We start from the raw sequence: 20241 nt of genomic DNA, 5'->3' as shown, positions 1-20241 counted from the left end.
TGCCGCTTATTATGACCGTTTGGTCATTTGGCGAATATCCCATCAGAAAATATTAGTTAGTTAAAAATGTAATCGACACAAGGAAATGTGATGAGTAACCCTCAGACCCCCTCTTCAGGGTCTAATCCGCCGACCTCGAACGTAAACCACGACAGTCAATCACAAGGCAGTTATGTAGATTTGCATAAGTCCAGTTCTAGTTTTGACAGTCGTGATGCTTATTTAAACCATGAATTACAAATAATGCAGCCGAAACGCTGGCGTCCTAATTTACCATTCCGTGATTACCGTTTTGAATACGAAGATACTATTCCAGCAATGGCCGCGACCATCGGTAAAGTTGTTATGGTGGGCGCCATTGCAGCAACCTTTGCAGGTCCACTCGGCTTAGGTGATGCGTTTGTTCTAGAAAACGTGCGCTACGAGCTATTGATCGTCTCCTTCTTTATTATCTTATTTTCGGGCTTTTTGCTGCCGACGGCCAACCTTGCAGGTACTCACGGCCCACTTATTCCTCTGATTCCTATTGTGGTAGCAGCAGGTGGGCATCCGATGGCCTTTGGTTTGCTTATCGGTGCTTTTGGTCTAATCCTTGCTATTAGCAAAGGGGGGAGTTTGTTGGCCAATTTGACCAGTAAAGGGGTGTGCGGTGGCCTATTGATTTACTTGGGCTTTATCGGTACCACCTCACAGGTCAAAAATCTCTTTGCTTGGGCAGAAGGGATTGGCATGTCGCATATCGCTTTCTTTATTATTCTTGCGACTATCCTGCTATATGCATTGCTTGAACATTGGCAAAAACGCTGGCTCGCAGTTCCGCTAAGCTGTGTGTTAGGTGGTGGTCTTGCATTTGCATTGGGCGCACCTTTTGAGTTTAAAACAGCACCAGGTCTACCAAACATGAATCCAATGTATTGGTGGGGCGAAAACACAGGTTGGATGTTAGGTCTGCCGACGATTGAAAGCTTCATCGTAGTACTGCCATTTGCTATTTTGGCTGTGGCAATGTGGTCGCCAGATTTCTTGGGCCATCAGGTATTCCAAAAAATCAGCTATCCTAAGCGTACTGAAAAAGTGCTTATGGATATCGATGACACTATGACCAGTGCTTCATTTCGTCAGGTAGTCGGCTCTGTATTGGGCGGTGCCAACTTTGCGTCATCTTGGGGAACGTATATCGTTCCTGCAGCGATTGCTAAACGTCCAATTCCTGCCGGAGCTTTATTGACAGCCCTATTCTGTATCATTGCAGGGGTTTGGGGCTATCCAATGGATTTGGCCATTTGGCAGCCAGTGATGTGTGTGGCCTTGATCGTTGGGGTATTCATTCCACTGCTTGAAGCTGGTATGGAGATGACGCGTGAAGGTAAAACCACACAATCTGCTGCTATCGTGGTATTCGCGTCGGCATTGGTTAACCCAGCCTTTGGTTGGTCGCTCACGTTGTTGCTTGATAACTTGGGCTTGATTGGCTCTAAAGAACGTAGTGCCAATTTGACTAAGATGAGCCGCTGGATCATACCGGGTATTATGTTTGTGGTATTGACAGGTGTTATGGCTATCGTTGGTATGCTGCCGGGTATCCCAGCATTGATGGCAAACTTCCGTCATTAGTAGTATGTAGTCGAATAAACGATAATAGAACAAACTAAGCCGGCGAAAGCTGGCTTTTTTATGGGTAGCACTGCGATAATAATTGGCTTGTAAAACAATGACTCCCGCCCCATAACTAGCAGTATTACTAAGATTTTTAAGAGCAATAAATTCTATGGTTAATGTCTCAGAATCGAGTCCTGTCGATGATAAAAAAGCCCGTCTTAAGCATCTGATCAAACGCCTGCCTAACTTGCCAGGGGTATATAAGATGCTGGGTAAGAACGGCGACATATTATACGTTGGTAAAGCTAAGTCGCTTAAAAGCCGAGTAAATAGCTATTTTGCCAAAACGATAGATCATCCAAAGACACGGGCGCTAGTGGCACGGATCCATAATATTGAGACTATTATCACGCGTAGTGAGACCGAAGCGCTGTTGCTTGAACAGAATCTAATCAAAGAGCATCGTCCGCCCTATAACGTGCTGCTGCGTGATGATAAATCCTATCTTTATGTGTTTATCTCCGCCGATAAGCCTTATCCACGGTTGGCTTACGGTCGCGGCAAAGGCAATCATCAAAAGGGTCGATTCTTTGGCCCGTTTCCCTCTGCACATGCGGCAAAAGAAACGTTGGTCTTGATGCAAAAAATGTTTCAAATGCGTCAATGTACCAATACCTTTTTTAAGCAGCGTCAGCGTCCTTGCCTTGAGTATCAGATCAAACGTTGCCGTGCGCCTTGTGTTGGTTTGGTGTCGCCAGAAGAGTATGCAGAGGATGTGAATAATACCATCCGTTTTTTAAAAGGCGACTCTAGTGATATTCATACGACTCTGATTGAAAAGATGGAAGCGTCAGCTGAAGCGTTAGATTTTGAGAAAGCAGTATTTTATCGTGATCAGCTGTCCATGTTACGTGAAGTACAAGCAAGGCAAGCGGTTTATACCGTACAAGGTGAGGCAGATGTGATTGCCATTGCTAGTCAGGCTGGCATGACCTGTGTGAACGTGCTTACGGTACGTGGCGGCCGTGTACTAGGCGGAAAAAATTATTTCCCGGATGTGGATAGTAGTGAGTCGTTAGCAGATAACTTATCGGCCTTTATCACTTCATTCTATTTCCAAGTGACCGATGATTTACCAGCCGAAATCATATTGAGCCATCAGATACCAGATCAGGTGGCAGTGAGTGAAGCATTGGCAACGCACTTTGGCAATAAAGTAGTCATCAAGACCAATGTACGCGAACACCGTTCAGAGTGGCTAGACTTAGCCACACTGAATACCAGTAATGCATTAAAAACCAAGCTTGGCGATTATTTAGAGCTACATGCACGATTTGGCGCGCTAAAAGACGTATTGGCGACTGTCACAGATCGGACGATTGATCGCATTGAATGTTTTGATATCTCACATACGATGGGTGAGGCGACCATTGGCAGCTGTGTGGTGTTTGACCAAGGTGGCTCGCGTCGTCGCGATTACCGTCAATATGCTATCCATGATATCCAAGGCGGCGATGATTATGCAGCGATGAAACAAGTGCTGACCCGACGTTATAAAAAGCAGCCATTGCCGGACTTGCTATTGGTTGATGGTGGTAAAGGTCAGCTTGGTATTGCCAAAGAAGTATTAACTGAGTTGGGTATTCTTGGCGACACCTTGCTCATTAGTGTGGCAAAAGGGGAAGGGCGCAAGGCTGGGCTTGAGGTACTACACTTTATCGATCATGAGCCGTTAGATTTACCGATGGATAGCAAAGCATTGCACTTGCTGATGCATATTCGTGATGAGGCGCATCGTTTTGCGATTACCGCTCACCGTAAAAAACGCGATAAGCGTCGCTCGTCATCAGTGCTAGAGGTAATACCGGGACTGGGTGAGAAACGTCGTCGTGACTTGCTCAATCACTTTGGTGGTATGCAGCAGCTGTTAGGCGCTTCACAGCAGGAATTGGCAGGCGTACAAGGTATCGGACCAGTACTGGCAAAAACGGTTTATAAAGTATTGCACGAGTAATGGATTAGATGTTATCAAGCATCAGTTTTTATTGATTGTCTATCAATACGACTGTGTGGAGATTAAACAAAAAAGGGGTAGTCTTGGATAAGTCAAATTATCCAAGACTGCCCCTTTTTTAATAGGCTTTTACTACTTATCAGTTTCTACTTTATAAGTGGTAAATTTAAAGCTTAAATCGCTTTTTTCATCGTGCATCTGCTCAGATTCGTCTGCTACTTTAAATCGTTCTGGCAGCTCAGGGTAAAATGCATCACCGTCTGCAATATTAGTATCTACATGAGTCAACTCAATACGGTCGGTGTACATCAGAGCGTCACTAAATACTCGCTCGCCGCCAATTACCCAAATCGTGTCAAGGTGCGCGCCATGAGCCAGGCTCGCTGCTTGTGTCAGTGCGTCATCTAGGTTGTGTACCACATAAGCATTGTTGCTATCTGCTAGACCTTTTGTCTCAGCATAATCCATCTGTGTCGTGACAATGAAGCTCACACGCTTTGGTAATGGTTTGCTACCCATTGACTCAAATGTTTTGCGACCCATGATTACGATACCTTGAATCTTGCTATCGTTTTTTTTGGTCGTCATGCTTTTGAAATGTTGCAAATCTGCTGAGATATGCCACGGTAGCTCATTGTTTTTGCCAATACAGCGATTGCTACTAATAGCAGCGATTTGGGCAACTTCGGTATGGGCATAGCTCATAATATATCCTTTTTATTGTATTTTTAAATTTTGCTCTTATTTAGCGTAGTTAACCAGACTAACTTTATACGGCAACTTTGGCTTTGATAGCAGGGTGCGACTCATAGTCATTGACGCTAATGTCTTCGTACTCAAATGCAAATATGTCTTTTACTTCAGGGTTCAAAGACAATGTCGGCAGTTTATATAGCGAGCGTGTCAACTGTAGCTCAGCCTGCTCACGGTGGTTTTGATAAATATGACAATCACCACCTGTCCAGACAAACTCTCCAACTTCTAGACCGCACACCTGCGCGATCATATGAGTCAATAGCGCATAGCTCGCAATGTTAAAAGGCACGCCTAGGAATAAGTCAGCCGAACGTTGATAAAGCTGGCACGACAGCTTGTTGTCTGCGACAAAGAACTGAAATAACGTATGACATGGTGGTAGGGCTACTTGCTCTGCCTCACCTGGATTCCAGCCAGAAACAATCAAACGGCGTGAATTCGGATTGGTCTTTATCTGTTCAACGACTTGTGCGATTTGATCGACGCCATCAGCGTTATAACTGGCATCTTCATTTTTGGTCGCGCCATAGTTACGCCATTGATGACCATAGATAGGACCCAAATCGCCAGCAGGTCTGTTAAAGCGCGCGGTCTGTTCTGCTGTCGCCCACTCATTCCAGATACGAACGTTATTCTGTTGTAGATAACCGACATGAGTACTGCCACTTAAAAACCACAATAGCTCATAAGCGATAGATTTGAAGTGAACCTTTTTGGTCGTTAGCAGTGGAAAGCCTTCTGCTAAGTCAAAGCGTAGCTGTGCGCCAAAATGGCTAAGCGTACCGGTGCCAGTACGATCGCCTTTTTCGGTGCCATTGTCGAGAACGTGGCGTAGCAAATCAAGATATGCTTGCTCGTTATTACTTTGGGTGCCATTGATCATAAAATGCTCTTTAGTTACTGCCGACAGTGCATACAGGCTAGATGGGTAGTCGATATATACACTGTCATTATTAAAAGTATTGCTAGGGTAGGTGTTTTGACAGCTTACCCTATTTTAAGTCCTTAACCTTTATCACAAAAGGGTAGGCTTAATAAGCAGCTTGCTTACCCCAGTCATAGATGCCACGCTTATAGGCGTAACCGATCAAGAACAGGCCGATAATTATCATTGGGGCACTTAGTATCTGACCTTTGGTCATCCAGCCTAGCAAGATGAATCCTTGGTCGATGTCTGGCTGGCGGAAAAACTCAATGATGAAACGGCTAAAGCCATAACCAAGCATAAAGACACCGGTCACTGCCATCCGAGGACGGGGCTTCGATGAGTACCACCACAAGAATAGAAACAACAGCAGACCTTCTGCAAGGGCTTCATATAGTTGCGACGGATGACGAGGCAACAGGTACTGGCCATTGACCTCAGTCATAAGGTCTTGCAGCGCAGGATTGGCTTGTAGCTGCTGCATATCAACACTAGCGGCCTGCGGGAAGTAGGTCAACCAGTTGTAGCCACCGTCAGAGACGCGGCCCCATAGCTCGGCATTGATGTAGTTACCAATACGTCCGAACAATAAACCAGTTGGTACACAGGGAACGACAAAATCGAGCACTTGGAAAGGTGTCTTCTTATATTTGCGGGCAAAATACAGCATACCCAACATGACACCAATCAGGCCACCATGGAATGACATACCGCCTTCCCAGACTTTGAACAGATAGGCAGGGTTTTGAAGCAGCTCGCTGAACTGATAAAACAACACATAGCCGACACGGCCACCTAATATCACACCAAGTGCGCCAAAGAACACTAGGTCAGAGACCATATCTGTCGTCCAGCCTTCACGCTTGGTACTGCGATACCATGCCAGTCCGTAGGCGGCGGCAAATGCCAACAAATACATCAGCCCATACCAATGGACTTCGACAGGTCCAACTGCTAATGCTACAGGATCGTACTGAGGATGAATCATCATAAGGGCATCATAATATTGATAATAAAATGCTGACTATAATAGCAAATTTCGTTCGCTGGGCATACATAATTGCTATGACGCCAATCAGAGTGTATGAGTAATTTGAGTTTTTTAGATAGTAGAGAATGTATAGACTAAGAGTCAAAAAAATAAGAAGTGAGGTGAAAAAATTGACTTTAATTAAGGAGTGTTTTCGTGATGATATGTAATCTTGGTAGCTAGCAGCTTGAGATAAAAGTGCCATTTTTAGCGTTATCAAGCGTTCGCTACCAAGTTGTATTATTACATCTATTATTAAAAGAAATTAGATGGCGACCAGATCTTGTACTTTGTTTTCGACCATCGTATCGCCTGCGCCTTGTGACACTACCTTACCACGTGATAGTACCGTGTAATTGTCAGCAAGCTCTTCGGCAAATTCATAGAATTGCTCAACCAGCACAATGGCCATGTCACCTTTATCTGCTAGGTCTCGAAGGACACGGCCAATATCTTTAATGATAGAGGGCTGAATACCTTCAGTTGGCTCGTCCAAAATTAACACAGTTGGCTCGGAGGCTAGGGCACGGGCGATAGCAAGCTGCTGCTGCTGACCACCAGACAAATCACCACCACGTCGATGTTTCATCTCATCGAGTACGGGAAAAATATCGTATAAATGCTTGGGTACATGCTTGGCCTTACTGCGTGAAAACTTGGCCATACCAATTAATATGTTCTCTTCTACGGTTAATGTCGAAAAAATATCGCGTCCTTGTGGTACATAAGCGAGTCCTGCTCGGACACGTTGCTCTGGAGACATCTTGCTGATGTCTTTATCATTGAGCAAAATCTCGCCTGATTTAATCGGTAGTATCCCCATCAAACATTTAAGTAGCGTAGTTTTGCCCACGCCGTTACGTCCAAGTATCACGCTGCACGCGCCTACAGGCGCTGTAAACGAGACGTCTCGTAAAATATGACTGCCGCCGTAATATTGATTGATATCGTTCACTTGTAACATGGCTGTCTCCTAAACTCTAAAACTTTTCTAATATTTTAAAGGTTATATTCGTTTGGTTCGTCTAGATGATACGTTTAGCTATCGACCTAAGTAGGACTCAATCACTGCTTCATTGGCTTGTACTTCAGCTAACGTACCTTCAGCCAAAATCGCCCCTTGTGCCAATACCGTGACTTTTTCACTGATGGCATCGATAAAGGTCATATCATGTTCGACTACTACTAAGGTATGGTTCTTTTTAAGGCGTAGACACAGCTCAGCGGTATGTTCTGTTTCTGCATCGGTCATACCTGCCACTGGCTCATCAAGCAGAATCAGTTTGGGACTCTGCATCAGTAGCATGCCAATCTCTAACCACTGTTTCTGCCCATGTGAAAGCAAACCAGCAGGTTTATTGATCTTATCGGTCAGGCGAATTTGCTGTAGGGTAGCGTCGAGGGTATCGCGAGTATCGGCATTGAGTTTATTAAACAAGCTTTTAACCACACGTTTGTCTTTTGGCGCGGCAAGTAACAGATTATCCATCACCGTAAAGTTCTCAAAGACAGTAGGTTTTTGAAACTTACGGCCGATACCCGCTTCAGCGATTTCTTCAGTAGATAAGCTGGCAAGGTTATGAGTCTGACCAAAAAATACGCTGCCTTCGGTAGGGCGAGTTTTACCTGTGATGACATCCATTAGTGTGGTTTTGCCAGCGCCGTTGGGGCCGATGATACAGCGTAACTCGCCTTCTTCGATATAGAGCGACAGATTATTAAGTGCGCGAAACGAATCAAACCAGACACTTAAATCTTCTAAGTACAGAGCAATACCATGGCTAAAGTCGACGCCTGATTTTTTGGGATGACTGAGACCGTCACGTCCATCAGTATGATCATATTCAGACAGCGCCTTAGTCGATTGTTCGGTCGATGGTGATTTATCATTTAGCATTATTGTTTCTCCTTTTTGAATCGATCGAACAAGCCCATAATGCCATTGGGTAAAAACAACGTCACGACGACGAACAGTCCACCTAATATCAATAGCCAAAACTCAGGGTAGGCGACGGTAAAGTAGGTTTTCACAGCATTTACCACACCAGTTCCTAAAATCGCGCCAATTAAGCTTCCTCTACCACCAGTCGCTACCCAGACAGCTATCTCAATTGAGTTCACTGGGTTCATCTCACTCGGATTGATAATGCCTACTTGCGGTACGTATAGCGCACCTGCGATACCAGCGATGACAGCGGATAATACCCAAGCGGATAGTTTGTACCATAACGTACGGTAGCCCAGATATTGCAGGCGGTTTTCACTGTCACGAATCGCACCAAGTACTCGCCCATAAGGTTGGTTCATTAAATGACGCAAACCCATATAAGAGACTAACAATGCTAATGCAGTAACGAAGCACAGCATTGATCGGGTAGAGGCAGCGGTAATGTCATAGCCTAAAAGAGTAGTAAAACCAGTAAATCCGTTATTGCCGCCGAAGCCTGTCTCATTACGAAAGAATAGCAAGGCTGCTGCATAGACCATGGCTTGAGTGATGATAGAAAAATAAACGCCTTTGATTTTGGAGCGGAAAGCAAAGAAACCAAAAATAAAAGCAACCAAGCCAGGTACTAATACGACCAGTGCGACTGCCCACCAAAAATGCTGCGTGCCAGCCCAATACCACGGCATTTCAGTCCAGCTCAAAAATCGCATAAAATCAGGAAGCGCATCGCCTGCTGTCTCACGTGTTAGGTACATGCCAAACGCATAACCACCCAAAGCAAAGTACAGGCCATGTCCCAAGCTCAAAATACCGGCATAGCCCCAGACGAGATCTAGTGCCAAAGCGACCATCGCTAGCGCCATGATTTTGCCAATTAGGGTAATCCAGTAGGCTGAAAGGTGAAAAGCTGAGGTCTCTGGCATAAGATGTAGCCAAGGCAGTATCAGTAGTACGGCAAAACATAAGCCAATTAAAACAGCACTACGCGGCGTATCAGACAGTAATTTGGTCAGTATCATAGAAGTCTCCTTATTCGACAAAGCGGCCTTTGAGTGCAAATAAACCTTGTGGCCGTTTCTGAATAAACAGAATCACAAGAACCAACAACACAATCTTAGCCAATACCGCACCGATACCAATCTCAAGTACCGTACCGCTGACTCCAAGTCCCAAGGCGGCCAATACTGCGCCCCATACTTGACCGACACCGCCGACGACGACGACTAAAAACGTATCAATGATATAGGTTTGGCCCAAATCAGGACCTACGTTACCTACTTGGGCAAGGGCACAGCCAGCCATACCAGCCAGCCCAGAACCCAAACCAAATGCCATCATATCGATACGTGCAGAGGGGATACCAACAGCACGTGCCATTTGGCGATTTTGGGTGACAGCTCGTATAAACAATCCAAAGCGGGTTTTGTTGAGCAAGTACACCAGTAGCGCCACGACAATGACGGTAAAACCAATAATAGCGATACGGTTATAAGGCAGCACCAAACTTGATGACACCTGATAGGCACCGCTTAACCATGCCACGTTACTGACTTCAACGTTTTGCGCACCAAAAATCATCCGTACCAGCTGCATCAATATTAAGCTCACGCCAAAGGTCGCCAATAAAGTCTCTAGCTCACGACCATATAGTGGACGAATGACAATGCGTTCGATAATCATGCCGATGATGGCACTGACTAAAAAAGCAGCTGGAATAGCAGCAAGCAGATACCAACCTGCCATATCTGGCATATAAGCTTGAAAGAAGTTTTGCACCATATAAGTGGTATAAGCCCCGATCATAATCAGCTCACCGTGCGCCATGTTAATCACGCCAAGCAAGCCAAAGGTAATGGCGAGACCAAGTGCGGCGAGCAGTAAAATACTGGCGGTACTCATACCGGTGAAGATATGCCCTGTCCATGTGCTGATTTCGATACGGCGTGACACGCTAGATTCAGCATCGATAAGTGCAGCTTTGAGCGAGGCATCTAAGTTATCCGCAGCGAGGGCAGACTCGATATCGACCAAAACTTGTGGGTTATCACTATCTGCAAGTAGATTGACCGCTGCAATTTGTGTGGGCAGGTCACCGTTTTTGAAATCAATACGAGCTTGTAGTGCCGTTAGTGCTTTTTTAACTTTAGCATTGTCTTCGTTTGCTGCTGCGGTCGTGATAATGGCTGGATCTACTTGGTCAATATTGTTGGCCAAAATATCGACGGCTTGTAGTCGCTGAGCGGGCTTGTCAGACGCCAGCTTTACCTTGGCTTGCCCAAAGATGAGTGCTGAGCGAAGTGCATTGGTTAAGGTGATTTGTGATAAATCACTTGGCCAATCGTCAGTCTCTTTTTTGTCAGGATAAGTAAACAGCTGATCTTCTTTATTCAGTAAATATGTTTGCCCACTGTTACCTTGATACAGTTCATCATTGGCAATGAATTCAACCAAACTATCTAAACTCTCAACGGATCCTGGCCAATCACTTAACATGGCTTGACGCTTACTAAAATCGCCGGCCACAAATTGTTGAATGGCATCGCCTGAACTTGTAGTTGCTGCTGTTGAAATATTTGAGGTGCTGGTTTGAGTAGAAGTAGATACATTTGCGGGTGTGACCAAAGATTGCTCACTATGAACGGTATCCGTATCGTGGTCATGTACCTGACCATCATGATCCGCATATGCTGTGGTGATGAAAGTTGTTATGCATAATGCCACCAATGCAAGTAACCGCAGAGGCACATAAATTGAAAAACGAGCCGCATACCGCATGACTTCACTGACTGATGCTTGTGGGTTATTACCATTTTTGGACGATGTTTGCCCTACAAACGGGCGTAAAGTATGGTGCTGCATGTGCGGCTCCCTGTTTTTCACAGACAACAAACCCTTAGCCACTACTGCTTAACGAATTAAGCGATAGAAGAGTTGATAAGGTTTGGCGTTATTTAAAAGTTAAGAATAAGTGTTGAAAATAAATGTGAAAAGTAGGCTTTAGGATTGTTATTAGTGTCGTTTATCCATCCGCCTACTATTCAATTACTATCCATGTTTTTTTCAGTACTGTCTTATTTAGGGAGTAGCCTATTTAGGAATGTACTCGCTCCATGGCTGGGCTTGAATGACTTCTGGCGTTTTGAAAATCGTATCAAACTGTCCGTCGGCACGAATTTGTCCAATCATGACAGGCTTCCATAGATGATGGTTTTCTTCATCCATTTTTAGCGTGTAGCCAGAAGGTGCATCGAACGTTTGTCCCGCCATGCTGATACGCACTTTGTCTACATCAGTCGTACCTGCTTTTTCGACAGCTTGCTTCCACATGTTGATACCGACATAAGTAGCTTCCATTGGATCATTGGTCACGACTTTTTCAGCATTGGGTAGTTTTTGGTCCAATGCATACTGCTTATAGCGTTTGGTGAAGGCACTATTGGTCGGGTTTTTGATCGACATAAAGTAGTTCCATGCCGCTAAATGCCCTTGTAGCAGACTGGTATCGATACCACGTAGCTCTTCTTCACCGACTGAGAATGCCATGACTGGAATGTCTGACGCTTTGATACCTTGGTTGGCAAGCTCACGATAGAACGGAACGTTTGAGTCGCCATTAATGGTCGAGATAACCGCGGTTTTTTTGCCCGTTGAGAACTTTTTAACGTTAGATACGATGGTTTGGTAATTGCTGAAACCAAATGGTGTGTACTCTTCCATGATGTCTGCATCAGCTATGCCTTTTGATTTCAAAAATGCCTTTAAAATCTGGTTGGTGGTGCGTGGATAGACGTAATCAGTACCTAACAATACAAAGCGCTCTGCACCGCCGCCTTCTTCGCTCATCAAGTACTCTACTGCCGGAATAGCTTGCTGATTTGGTGCCGCACCAGTGTAAAAAATGTTTTCTGACTGCTCTTGTCCTTCATACTGCACTGGATAGAACATCAATCCGTTTAACTCTTCAACCACAGGTAATACGGATTTGCGTGATACTGACGTCCAACCACCAAAGATGACATCTACTTTATCTTGAGTGAGTAGCTGGCGGGCTTTTTCAGCGAATAATGGCCAATCAGAAGCAGGGTCGACGACGACTGGTTCGAGTTGCTTACCGAGCACGCCGCCATTGGCATTGATTTCATCAATCGTCATCAACGCAGTGTCTTTTAGAGAGGTTTCAGAGATGGCCATGGTGCCAGACAGCGAATGTAATATGCCGACTTTGATAGTGTCGCCATCAGCAGCAGGGTCGGTGGTTGTTTCTGTGCTGGTTTCAGTTGTGGTCTCTGTTGATGCAGCAGTTTCGGCAGGTTTTTGACAACCAATAAGACTTAAGCTACCAACGACGGCTACCGCTAGTAACGATAAACGCGATTTGATTTTTTCGTGTGATTGAGGGTCTGCTACTTGAGTATTGGCTAAAATTGGTAACGAAAACATGGACATCTCCTAATAAATACAAAAGGTAAAATAATGTTCCTGAACAACCATTAAGAGTTCAAGTTCCGTGCCAAGTTAAAAAAGCCAATAATCGAGTAATAATTGAGCAATAATTAAGTTCTGATTAATATATTCATTAATTTAGTGCAGGATGGTTAATAAACTGCACCATAAAGGGGAGATGAACAAAAAAATGGTGCAATATTAAAAACCAAATTTTTTAAACTGAATCGCTATCATATGAAGGGATTTGTCGCTAAAAGTGCTTATTGCTAAAAGTGCAGTCTGCCAAAAGCATTTATTGCCAAAGACCTGCAAAACGGCTACGGTAATATCTCTAAGATAGTTACTATTTTGCGCGTTGAGCCAATGCGTAGCTGCCATGATGGATTTTACTGCTAAGGAATGATGCATGAACGCACAATTAACGGATTCGCCTGTCTCAACAGACCATGGCAGCGTATTACCGCCACTTAACCAAATGACTAGATTTGCTATCCTGCCATTTGTACTTGGTAGTAGTGCCGTCTTGGGATTATCTTCGGCACAAGCAGCAACCAGTAGTGTCGAGCAAGTGACCATTTATCAGGGGCTAGCGAGCGTGACGCGTGCATTGCCAATCAAAGGTAGCGGTGAGCAAACGGTGGTGTTTTCGTGTTTGTCACCTTATATGGATAAAGAAAGTCTAAGCGTACAGGCGATGGATAATGTTAGCGTTGGGGAAGTCAGTATCGAAGAGCTGACAGGTGAGCAGGCAGCCCAGTGTCAGTATCAAGGTGATGCCAAGGTACAGACGCAGCAAAATACCCTAGCCAATATCAATGCTGAATTAGAAGCGGCACGGTTAGCAAAGGCCTACTTGCAGAATTTGACCAAAGCCACGCAAGTCAATACAGCTAGTACGATTGCCAATAATGCCCGCGATATAGAAACTCAAGCGACCAGTATTAACCAAAGAATTCTAGAGATTCAACAGCGACAAGCGCGTGCCCAAGACGCATTGAACCAACTGATGGCAGGCAGCGCGACATCGACCTTTAACAAGGTGACACAGGTGAGTGTACGTACGGCAAGTCGCTCGCCAAGTAGTATTAAGTTGCATTATCAAGTGCAAGGTGCAGGTTGGGAGCCTGCGTATCAAGCGCGTCTAAACACAAACAGTGAACAGTTAAGTATCACAGCTTCTGCGATTATCGCTCAGCAAACTGGCGAGAACTGGACAAACGTACCTCTGACACTCAGCACCGTGAACCCCAATCAAAGTACGACGAGGCAACTGCCATATGTGCAGCGTCTGTCATTGTATGAAGAGAGCGCAGATACTCGAGTAAGACGTGAGCTACCTATGATGGATGCGTCCCCTGTTATGATGGAAGAGCCTGCTTATAACAAAGGAGCAGGGGTAGCTATGGCACCGCTACCTAATTTCACGGTCAGTAGCCAAAATAAAAATGGCATTATCGAGTATCGTTTACCGCAATTGGTCAGTATTCCGAGTGACGGGAGACGGGTACGCACAGTGATTGGGGAGCAGGCAGGTAACAGTAAGCTCTGGATTCGCAGTACGCCAAGTGTTGAAACTCCTGCCTACTGGTATGCGTCAGCGCCGTTTTTGACGCCGGATTGGGTCGATGGTTCGCTACAGTTGTACCGTGATGACAATTATGTAGGTCAGTCGCGTTATAATTATCAAGTGCTAAAAGAGCAGGAGATTGGATTTGGTCGTGATTCAAATATGCTCGTAAAAGAGCTGACCAATGAAGATAAGCAAGGTGAGAAAGGTGTGCTAAACCGTACGCAAACACTCACGACCACCAAAGCCTATCAATTTACCAATCAGCACAATCGCAACGTACGCTTGCAAGTACTGGGCAGTGAACCTATCAGTCGTGACGATAGTTTAAAAGTTGCGGTGACGCATACGCCGCCTGTAACTGAGCGAGATTGGAATGACAATCAAGGCATGGTGGCATGGGATTTTGACTTACCAAGTAAACAATCACAAGTAATACGTTCAACCTCCCAAATTAGTTATCCTGCCAATAAATTGCTAACTGGCAATTAATAAGTACTATCTATAAAGGCTACCTTATTAATAGGTAAAGTCTGAAATAATATCTTTGCCTCTATTAAGAATTACCCGCATAACGAAAATTATTATAAAAGGAAAGCTATGTGTATTGTCGCTATTGCTTGGCAATTATTTGACGAGTTACCACTGGTGCTACTGTCTAATCGTGATGAGTTTTTGCAGCGCCCAACTGAGCCGCTCCACCAGTGGTCTGACCAACCTATCTATGCTGGACGTGATAAGCAAAGCGGTGGCACGTGGTTAGGCATTCATCAGCAAGTGTCACCAGCGCAGAGTGCAGAATATCATCAACAAAATGGTCGTTGGGCTGCGGTGTTGAACTTTCGTGATGGCGTGCAGGCAAGTAGTGATGAGCGCTCACGTGGTGCACTGGTCACTGAATTCTTGACAGGGATTCTAAGTCCGATGGATTTTGCACGGCAGATTGATTTGCAAGATTATGCGGGTTTTAATCTGATCATTGGTGACGCTGCGCAAGCTGTGATCGTCAATAATCGCGGTCATGCACCTACGCCATTATATGCAGGTCTACATGTTATCTCTAATGGTCAACCAGAGGACAGTTGGTTTAAGACAGAGCGGTTGCGCGGGCGACTACGTCAAGAGGTGCTGCCATTGATTGCGGAGGATAGCTCGCCTGCGTACTGGCAAGCGGCGGCTTTTAATGTCTTGTCAGATAGTACCAAAGCACCAGAAGATAAACTGCCTGTTACTGGCGTAGCATTTGAAGTGGAGCAGATGTTATCGTCTGTTTATATTGAACCCGTCGCTTTTGGCGATACCAAAACCAGCAAACCTACTTATGGAACACGAACCCAGAGTATTTTGACCTTGAGTAAAGACAGTAGGGAAGTTTCAGCGCTTACGGCTCACATTGTCAGCCGAGAGTATCCGCATTCAGTGGCTGGTGAGTGAAAAATCATCACTTATTTTTAGTTATGTTCACGCTTGGTTTCACATAAACCAACAAATAATTATTAAAACCATAAAGTAATTGTGGTTTTTCCTTTAAAGTGTCACTTTTATGGCTTACACTCATTGAATAGGGTATCAAACCCTATTGTGTGTAAATGAGGGTTAAAACAAGGAGTGTGGTATGAGCATGATGAAATCACTAATATTTGTTGAGCCAGGTAAGATTGAAATCACTGAGAAGAAAATACCCGATGTTGGACCAAATGATGCTTTACTAAAAATCACGACGACAACTATTTGCGGTACCGATATTCATATCTTTAAGGGTGAGTATCCTGTTGCTAAAGGACTGACCATTGGTCATGAGCCAGTGGGTATTATCGAAAAACTCGGTAGTGCAGTGATGGGTTATGAAGAAGGTCAGCGAGTCATTGCTGGTGCAATTTGCCCAAGTTTTACTTCTTATGCCAGTCAAGATGGTTTCCCGTCACAAGATGGTGGTTACATTGGGCCAGATGGCACCTGTGCTTGTCATGGCTATAAGGCGACTGGCGGTTGGCGCTTTGGCAACATCATTGATGGCACGCAAGCCGAATACGTGTTGGTGCCCGATGCACAAGCCAACCTAGCACCTGTACCTGATGGTCTGACCGATGAGCAAGTGTTGATGTGCCCAGACATTATGTCAACAGGCTTTAAAGGTGCTGAAAATGCCAACATTAAGATCGGTGATATCGTCGCGATATTTGCGCAAGGACCGATTGGCTTATGTGCGACTGCTGGCGCAAAACTCAGAGGCGCATCCACTATTATCGCCGTTGATGGTAATAATGAACGCTTGGCTATGGCTAAAAAATTGGGAGCAGATATCACCCTTAACTTTAACGAAGTCGATGTCATTGATGTGATTATGAAAATCACTGGTGGTCGCGGTGTTGATAGTAGTATTGAGGCGCTAGGCTTACAATCTACATTTGAGCAATGTCTCAAAGTATTAAAGCCAGGTGGCACACTCTCAAGCCTTGGCGTATATTCCGAAGACTTGAAGATCCCGATGGCACACTTTGGAGCTGGTCTTGGTGATCATACGATCCGCACCGCCTTATGCCCAGGTGGTAAAGAGCGTATGCGTCGTCTATTGAATGTGGTTGAGTCAGGGCGTGTCGATTTATCAGCAATGGTCACGCATACCTACGCGTTAGACGATATTGTAGAAGCCTATGACTTATTCATGCATCAACGTGATGGCGTACTGAAAATTGCTATTAAACCCTAGGGCTTGTCCTCAGTCTGAATGAAAGCACCTAAATAGGCTAAAATATGGTTAAATCTTGCCAAATTACGTCAAATAGCTGGTTAATATCCTGATATTATCTGCGCTATTTTCCTTATTTGGCTGCAATTTATCTCATTTTTATCACCATTTTCAAAATGAAGACAGACCCTGGTTTTACTCATATTTAATACAAAAAAGCCTGTATCCAGTGATACAGGCTTTTTCATGTCTTGTGTGAAAAGCTAAATGGGCTTTACAGGTCAGGACTGAATCAAATGATTGTTTTGCTCAGGAATGATCAGTTCTTGTTTTAAGGGAAGTTCGCGTACTAATTCTTGTAAGGCACGACGATAAACGCCTCGTTTAAAGTGAATCACTTGTCCGAGTGGATACCAGTAGCTGACCCATTGCCAATGGTCAAATTCAGGTTTCCCTTCATCAAAGCGGATATGTTGAGTATTTGGCTCATCTAAGCGTAGCAAAAACCATTTTTGTTTTTGCCCAATACATAAGGGATGCTGACCATGACGTACATAACGTTTTGGCAAACGATAGCGCAACCAGTCTTGCGTGACTGCCAATAAGTCTACGTGACGCGGATGTAAGCCGACCTCTTCCCAGAGCTCGCGATACATTGCATCCATCGGCGTCTCCCCGCGGTCGATACCACCCTGCGGAAATTGCCAAGCGTTGTGACCAATACGTTTTGCCCACAGAACCTGCCCTTGTGTATTTGCCAAGATGATGCCGACGTTGGCGCGAAAGCCGTCTGCATCTATCATGACTAAACCTTTTAATTTGTTTAAAAATAGCTTGTTTTGACTTGAAACCGTGACAGCAATCGTAATTATTATAAGGTGATTGTTATCGATATCTGCTCAAAACAAGATTCATTACCGTTATTAAACCAAGAAACAAGCAAAATGTGTAACAGTATTTTGCTATAAAATGTTTCACGAGTTTTACCTTTTAAAATCAACTATTTATAAGCAAACTTTTGTAGGTTTCTATACAGTGTTTTTATGCAAGTGTCGAAGAGTAGTAATAGGCGTATGGATATACGATTATTCAGTAAAATATCGAACTCCACTATTTCGATATGTATAAAGTGGTAAAAGCACAGATTTCACTGGTGAGCTAGCAGCAAAACAATGAGCCTATAAAATCTTGCTTTGGCTTATGCTACACTAGCTGGGCAATATATTATTCACACAATAATAATAGGCAATACGCCATTTAAAATAAGGAACATCTGCAATGTCAGAATCAAAAGCAAGCGTCATATGGCAAGAGAACAAAGCTTTTATGGGCGTGTCACCATCAGGACATAATGTACAAATCGATGCTGATAAAGAAAAAGGCTCAAGCCCGATGGAGCTGATTTTGCTAGGACTAGGTGGTTGCGCCAGTTATGATGTCGTAGAGATTTTACAGAAATCACGCCAAGCAGTGACGGATGTACGTTGTGAGCTAACCGCCCAGCGTGCTGAAACCGTACCAGCGGTCTATACCGATATTCATATGCATTTCATTGTCACTGGTCAAGATGTTAAAGAAAAACAAGTCGAAAAAGCCATCCAGTTATCAGCAGAAAAATACTGTTCTGCCAGCCGTATGTTAGTAGCAGGTGGGGTCAATATCACCCATGATTTCGAAGTGGTTGCAGGCTAGGGACTTATATAATGATAAGTGCATTCTTTGAGTTGGTAACTGACAAAGTGGCGTCTGCCATTTTAGCCATGGTGGTAGCAAGTCTACTACCATGGGCGGTGTCAATCGTTGCAAAAATATCTGGTGGCTTTAGAATCAGAAATAATGCACATCCTCGCGAATTTTTTCAAAATGCGACAGGCATGGCAGCACGTGCTAATGCAGCACAACAAAACAGCTATGAAACCTTGCCAGTGTTTTTGGCGGCAGTGATAGTCGCTATGCTGTTCTTTGTACCGCAGTCGATTATCAACGTATTGGCTTGGCTGTATGTGATGATACGAATTGGTTTTTGTGTGGCGTATATTACTAATTTGGCAATGTTCCGCTCTATCCTCTGGGTACTATCAATGGCATGTTGTCTAATGCTATTTTATTTAGCGATACGAGTCAGCGTCTAGTAAAACTAACTGTAACTGCCAAAATGCTCAAATACAAGCAGGTGATTAATTTCGTACGCTTGCTTGTAGGGCGCTAATAATCACCGCTTTATTTTTCTCTCGTTTGATACTTTCCCACACTGTTTGTGCCTCAACATAGCCTTTGGTGAGCATCCCTAGCCATTGCTTATAGCGTCCGACTAACACCACATCGTTCTTTGCCTCACCTTCCAAAAACCTAACCTGATGCGCGATTAAATCTTGCCATAACAATGTAGCCGTATTCTCTACGCTATCAGTACTGTTTTCAGTATCATTATCAACCTGTGCCACTAAATCAGGACGTGTTACTGCGCCGCGACCTAACATCAAATGCGGTGTACCTGCTTGTGTCATACAGTTTTGCGCATGCTCAAAGTTCCAAATTTCTCCATTGGCAATGACTGGAATATCGAGCGCATTAAAACTTTGAATTTTGTCCCAATAGGCGGGCGGCTTATAGCCTTGGGTCTTAGTGCGTGCATGGATGGTTAGCCAATCAGCACCGCTAGAAGCAATCGCGCCGCGAATATCATCCATTCGGCTAGTGTCGGTATAGCCCAGACGAATCTTAGCTGATACTGGTATATGGGCGGGAACGGCTTGGCGTACGGCACTGATAATCTGATACATTGTTTCAGGTTCATCCAGCAGTACTGAACCACCGCGATGACTATTGACCGTTTTTGCAGGACATCCAAAGTTGATGTCGATAGCAGGCGCGCCAAGCTCACAAGCGTACGCGGCATTTTCTGCCATAAGCTGCGCTTCGCTACCCAAAATCTGTACATGAATAGGCGTACCAGAAGCCGTTTTGGCATCATGATGTAGCTCGGGCACATATTTATAAAACACATGCGCAGGCAAGACATGCTGAGTGATGCGAATAAACTCACTGACTGACCAATCATAGGGCCGCCCCAAATCTGAGGCAATCTGCGTTAAAATTTGGCGCATTAATGGATCGGTCAAGCCCTCCATAGGCGCGAGCAAACGCACGGGAGTCGCAAATAACTGATGGATAGTATTTTGACGCGTTTGAAGTTGTTGGTTATTATTCATGCTAGTGATTCACTGCTAAAGGATCATTATGAGAAAGGTAGAATAAAACTTGAGG

17 protein-coding genes are annotated in these 20241 nt (G+C 44.5%); 7 read left to right on the top strand and 10 right to left on the bottom strand.

Features of this window, described 5'->3' with window-relative positions; genetic code table 11:
* Positions 1 to 90: 90 nt before the first annotated feature.
* Both DXK30_RS11440 and uvrC read left to right on the top strand, forming a co-directional pair.
* On the top strand, positions 91 to 1614 hold the full coding sequence (locus DXK30_RS11440) for a DUF3360 family protein (protein ID WP_114701790.1): 1524 nt from the start codon (positions 91 to 93) through the stop codon (positions 1612 to 1614).
* A gap of 154 nt (positions 1615 to 1768) precedes the next feature.
* A complete protein-coding gene (gene uvrC / locus DXK30_RS11435; RefSeq protein WP_114701789.1) occupies positions 1769 to 3613 on the top strand; it encodes an excinuclease ABC subunit UvrC in 1845 nt (614 codons plus the stop codon).
* A 132-nt stretch (positions 3614 to 3745) separates the two neighbouring features.
* Here the strand turns inward: uvrC and DXK30_RS11430 are convergent, their stop codons facing one another.
* The 8 genes from DXK30_RS11430 to urtA all read right to left on the bottom strand — a co-directional run bounded on the left by DXK30_RS11430 (position 3746) and on the right by urtA (position 12712).
* Positions 3746 to 4318: a dihydrofolate reductase gene (locus DXK30_RS11430; RefSeq protein ID WP_114701788.1), complete on the bottom strand. Its 573-nt coding sequence runs from the start codon at positions 4316 to 4318 to the stop codon at positions 3746 to 3748.
* 64 nt (positions 4319 to 4382) lie between these two features.
* Positions 4383 to 5252 carry a thymidylate synthase gene (locus DXK30_RS11425; protein WP_114701787.1) on the bottom strand — a complete coding sequence of 290 codons (870 nt, stop codon included), beginning with the start codon at positions 5250 to 5252 and terminating at the stop codon, positions 4383 to 4385.
* A gap of 148 nt (positions 5253 to 5400) precedes the next feature.
* Positions 5401 to 6285 (bottom strand): prolipoprotein diacylglyceryl transferase, encoded by an 885-nt coding sequence (lgt, locus tag DXK30_RS11420; RefSeq protein WP_114701786.1) that lies wholly within the window; start codon positions 6283 to 6285, stop codon positions 5401 to 5403.
* Between the two features lie 304 nt (positions 6286 to 6589).
* On the bottom strand, positions 6590 to 7288 hold the full coding sequence (gene urtE, locus DXK30_RS11415) for an urea ABC transporter ATP-binding subunit UrtE (protein WP_114701785.1): 699 nt from the start codon (positions 7286 to 7288) through the stop codon (positions 6590 to 6592).
* 78 nt (positions 7289 to 7366) lie between these two features.
* Positions 7367 to 8176, bottom strand: coding sequence for an urea ABC transporter ATP-binding protein UrtD (gene urtD, locus DXK30_RS11410; protein WP_313777867.1), 810 nt, complete (start codon positions 8174 to 8176; stop codon positions 7367 to 7369).
* Positions 8177 to 8220: 44 nt separating this feature from the next.
* Positions 8221 to 9291: an urea ABC transporter permease subunit UrtC gene (gene urtC, locus DXK30_RS11405; protein ID WP_101204890.1), complete on the bottom strand. Its 1071-nt coding sequence runs from the start codon at positions 9289 to 9291 to the stop codon at positions 8221 to 8223.
* Positions 9292 to 9301: 10 nt separating this feature from the next.
* Positions 9302 to 11131: an urea ABC transporter permease subunit UrtB gene (gene urtB / locus DXK30_RS11400; RefSeq protein ID WP_390178042.1), complete on the bottom strand. Its 1830-nt coding sequence runs from the start codon at positions 11129 to 11131 to the stop codon at positions 9302 to 9304.
* A gap of 228 nt (positions 11132 to 11359) precedes the next feature.
* On the bottom strand, positions 11360 to 12712 hold the full coding sequence (gene urtA / locus DXK30_RS11395) for an urea ABC transporter substrate-binding protein (protein WP_114701783.1): 1353 nt from the start codon (positions 12710 to 12712) through the stop codon (positions 11360 to 11362).
* A 412-nt stretch (positions 12713 to 13124) separates the two neighbouring features.
* Between urtA and DXK30_RS11385 the strand changes: the two genes are divergently transcribed.
* From DXK30_RS11385 to DXK30_RS11375, 3 genes are all read left to right on the top strand, one after another.
* On the top strand, positions 13125 to 14777 hold the full coding sequence (locus tag DXK30_RS11385; RefSeq protein WP_114701781.1) for a DUF4139 domain-containing protein: 1653 nt from the start codon (positions 13125 to 13127) through the stop codon (positions 14775 to 14777).
* A 108-nt stretch (positions 14778 to 14885) separates the two neighbouring features.
* On the top strand, positions 14886 to 15719 hold the full coding sequence (locus DXK30_RS11380) for an NRDE family protein (protein ID WP_114701780.1): 834 nt from the start codon (positions 14886 to 14888) through the stop codon (positions 15717 to 15719).
* 181 nt (positions 15720 to 15900) lie between these two features.
* On the top strand, positions 15901 to 16995 hold the full coding sequence (locus tag DXK30_RS11375) for an NAD(P)-dependent alcohol dehydrogenase (protein ID WP_114701779.1): 1095 nt from the start codon (positions 15901 to 15903) through the stop codon (positions 16993 to 16995).
* Between the two features lie 260 nt (positions 16996 to 17255).
* Here DXK30_RS11375 and DXK30_RS11370 read toward each other — a convergent pair whose 3' ends face one another.
* Entirely contained in the window at positions 17256 to 17777 is a 522-nt protein-coding gene (locus DXK30_RS11370) for an RNA pyrophosphohydrolase (protein WP_114701778.1), read from the bottom strand.
* A gap of 475 nt (positions 17778 to 18252) precedes the next feature.
* Here DXK30_RS11370 and DXK30_RS11365 point away from each other — a divergent pair, with 475 nt between their 5' ends.
* Complete coding sequence (locus DXK30_RS11365; protein WP_114701777.1) at positions 18253 to 18666, top strand: OsmC family protein; 414 nt, start codon at positions 18253 to 18255, stop codon at positions 18664 to 18666.
* Between the two features lie 11 nt (positions 18667 to 18677).
* On the top strand, positions 18678 to 19106 hold the full coding sequence (locus DXK30_RS11360; protein WP_390178041.1) for an MAPEG family protein: 429 nt from the start codon (positions 18678 to 18680) through the stop codon (positions 19104 to 19106).
* A 45-nt stretch (positions 19107 to 19151) separates the two neighbouring features.
* Here DXK30_RS11360 and DXK30_RS11355 read toward each other — a convergent pair whose 3' ends face one another.
* Complete coding sequence (locus DXK30_RS11355) at positions 19152 to 20186, bottom strand: tRNA dihydrouridine synthase (protein WP_114701776.1); 1035 nt, start codon at positions 20184 to 20186, stop codon at positions 19152 to 19154.
* Between the last annotated feature and the right edge of the window lie 55 nt (positions 20187 to 20241).

The organism is Psychrobacter proteolyticus (genome assembly GCF_003350005.1).
GTDB lineage: Bacteria > Pseudomonadota > Gammaproteobacteria > Pseudomonadales > Moraxellaceae > Psychrobacter > Psychrobacter proteolyticus.
This window is presented reverse-complemented; position numbering and strand designations above follow the sequence as displayed.

Coding starts and splice junctions, on each gene's coding strand:
- DXK30_RS11440 (WP_114701790.1), top strand. CDS start 91: ATGAGTAACCCTCAGACCCCCTCTTCAGGGTCTAATCCGCCGACCTCG.
- uvrC (WP_114701789.1), top strand. CDS start 1,769: ATGGTTAATGTCTCAGAATCGAGTCCTGTCGATGATAAAAAAGCCCGT.
- DXK30_RS11430 (WP_114701788.1), bottom strand. CDS start 4,318: ATGAGCTATGCCCATACCGAAGTTGCCCAAATCGCTGCTATTAGTAGC.
- DXK30_RS11425 (WP_114701787.1), bottom strand. CDS start 5,252: ATGATCAATGGCACCCAAAGTAATAACGAGCAAGCATATCTTGATTTG.
- lgt (WP_114701786.1), bottom strand. CDS start 6,285: ATGATGATTCATCCTCAGTACGATCCTGTAGCATTAGCAGTTGGACCT.
- urtE (WP_114701785.1), bottom strand. CDS start 7,288: ATGTTACAAGTGAACGATATCAATCAATATTACGGCGGCAGTCATATT.
- urtC (WP_101204890.1), bottom strand. CDS start 9,291: ATGATACTGACCAAATTACTGTCTGATACGCCGCGTAGTGCTGTTTTA.
- urtB (WP_390178042.1), bottom strand. CDS start 11,131: ATGCAGCACCATACTTTACGCCCGTTTGTAGGGCAAACATCGTCCAAA.
- urtA (WP_114701783.1), bottom strand. CDS start 12,712: ATGTTTTCGTTACCAATTTTAGCCAATACTCAAGTAGCAGACCCTCAA.
- DXK30_RS11385 (WP_114701781.1), top strand. CDS start 13,125: ATGAACGCACAATTAACGGATTCGCCTGTCTCAACAGACCATGGCAGC.
- DXK30_RS11380 (WP_114701780.1), top strand. CDS start 14,886: ATGTGTATTGTCGCTATTGCTTGGCAATTATTTGACGAGTTACCACTG.
- DXK30_RS11375 (WP_114701779.1), top strand. CDS start 15,901: ATGAGCATGATGAAATCACTAATATTTGTTGAGCCAGGTAAGATTGAA.
- DXK30_RS11370 (WP_114701778.1), bottom strand. CDS start 17,777: ATGATAGATGCAGACGGCTTTCGCGCCAACGTCGGCATCATCTTGGCA.
- DXK30_RS11365 (WP_114701777.1), top strand. CDS start 18,253: ATGTCAGAATCAAAAGCAAGCGTCATATGGCAAGAGAACAAAGCTTTT.
- DXK30_RS11360 (WP_390178041.1), top strand. CDS start 18,678: ATGATAAGTGCATTCTTTGAGTTGGTAACTGACAAAGTGGCGTCTGCC.
- DXK30_RS11355 (WP_114701776.1), bottom strand. CDS start 20,186: ATGAATAATAACCAACAACTTCAAACGCGTCAAAATACTATCCATCAG.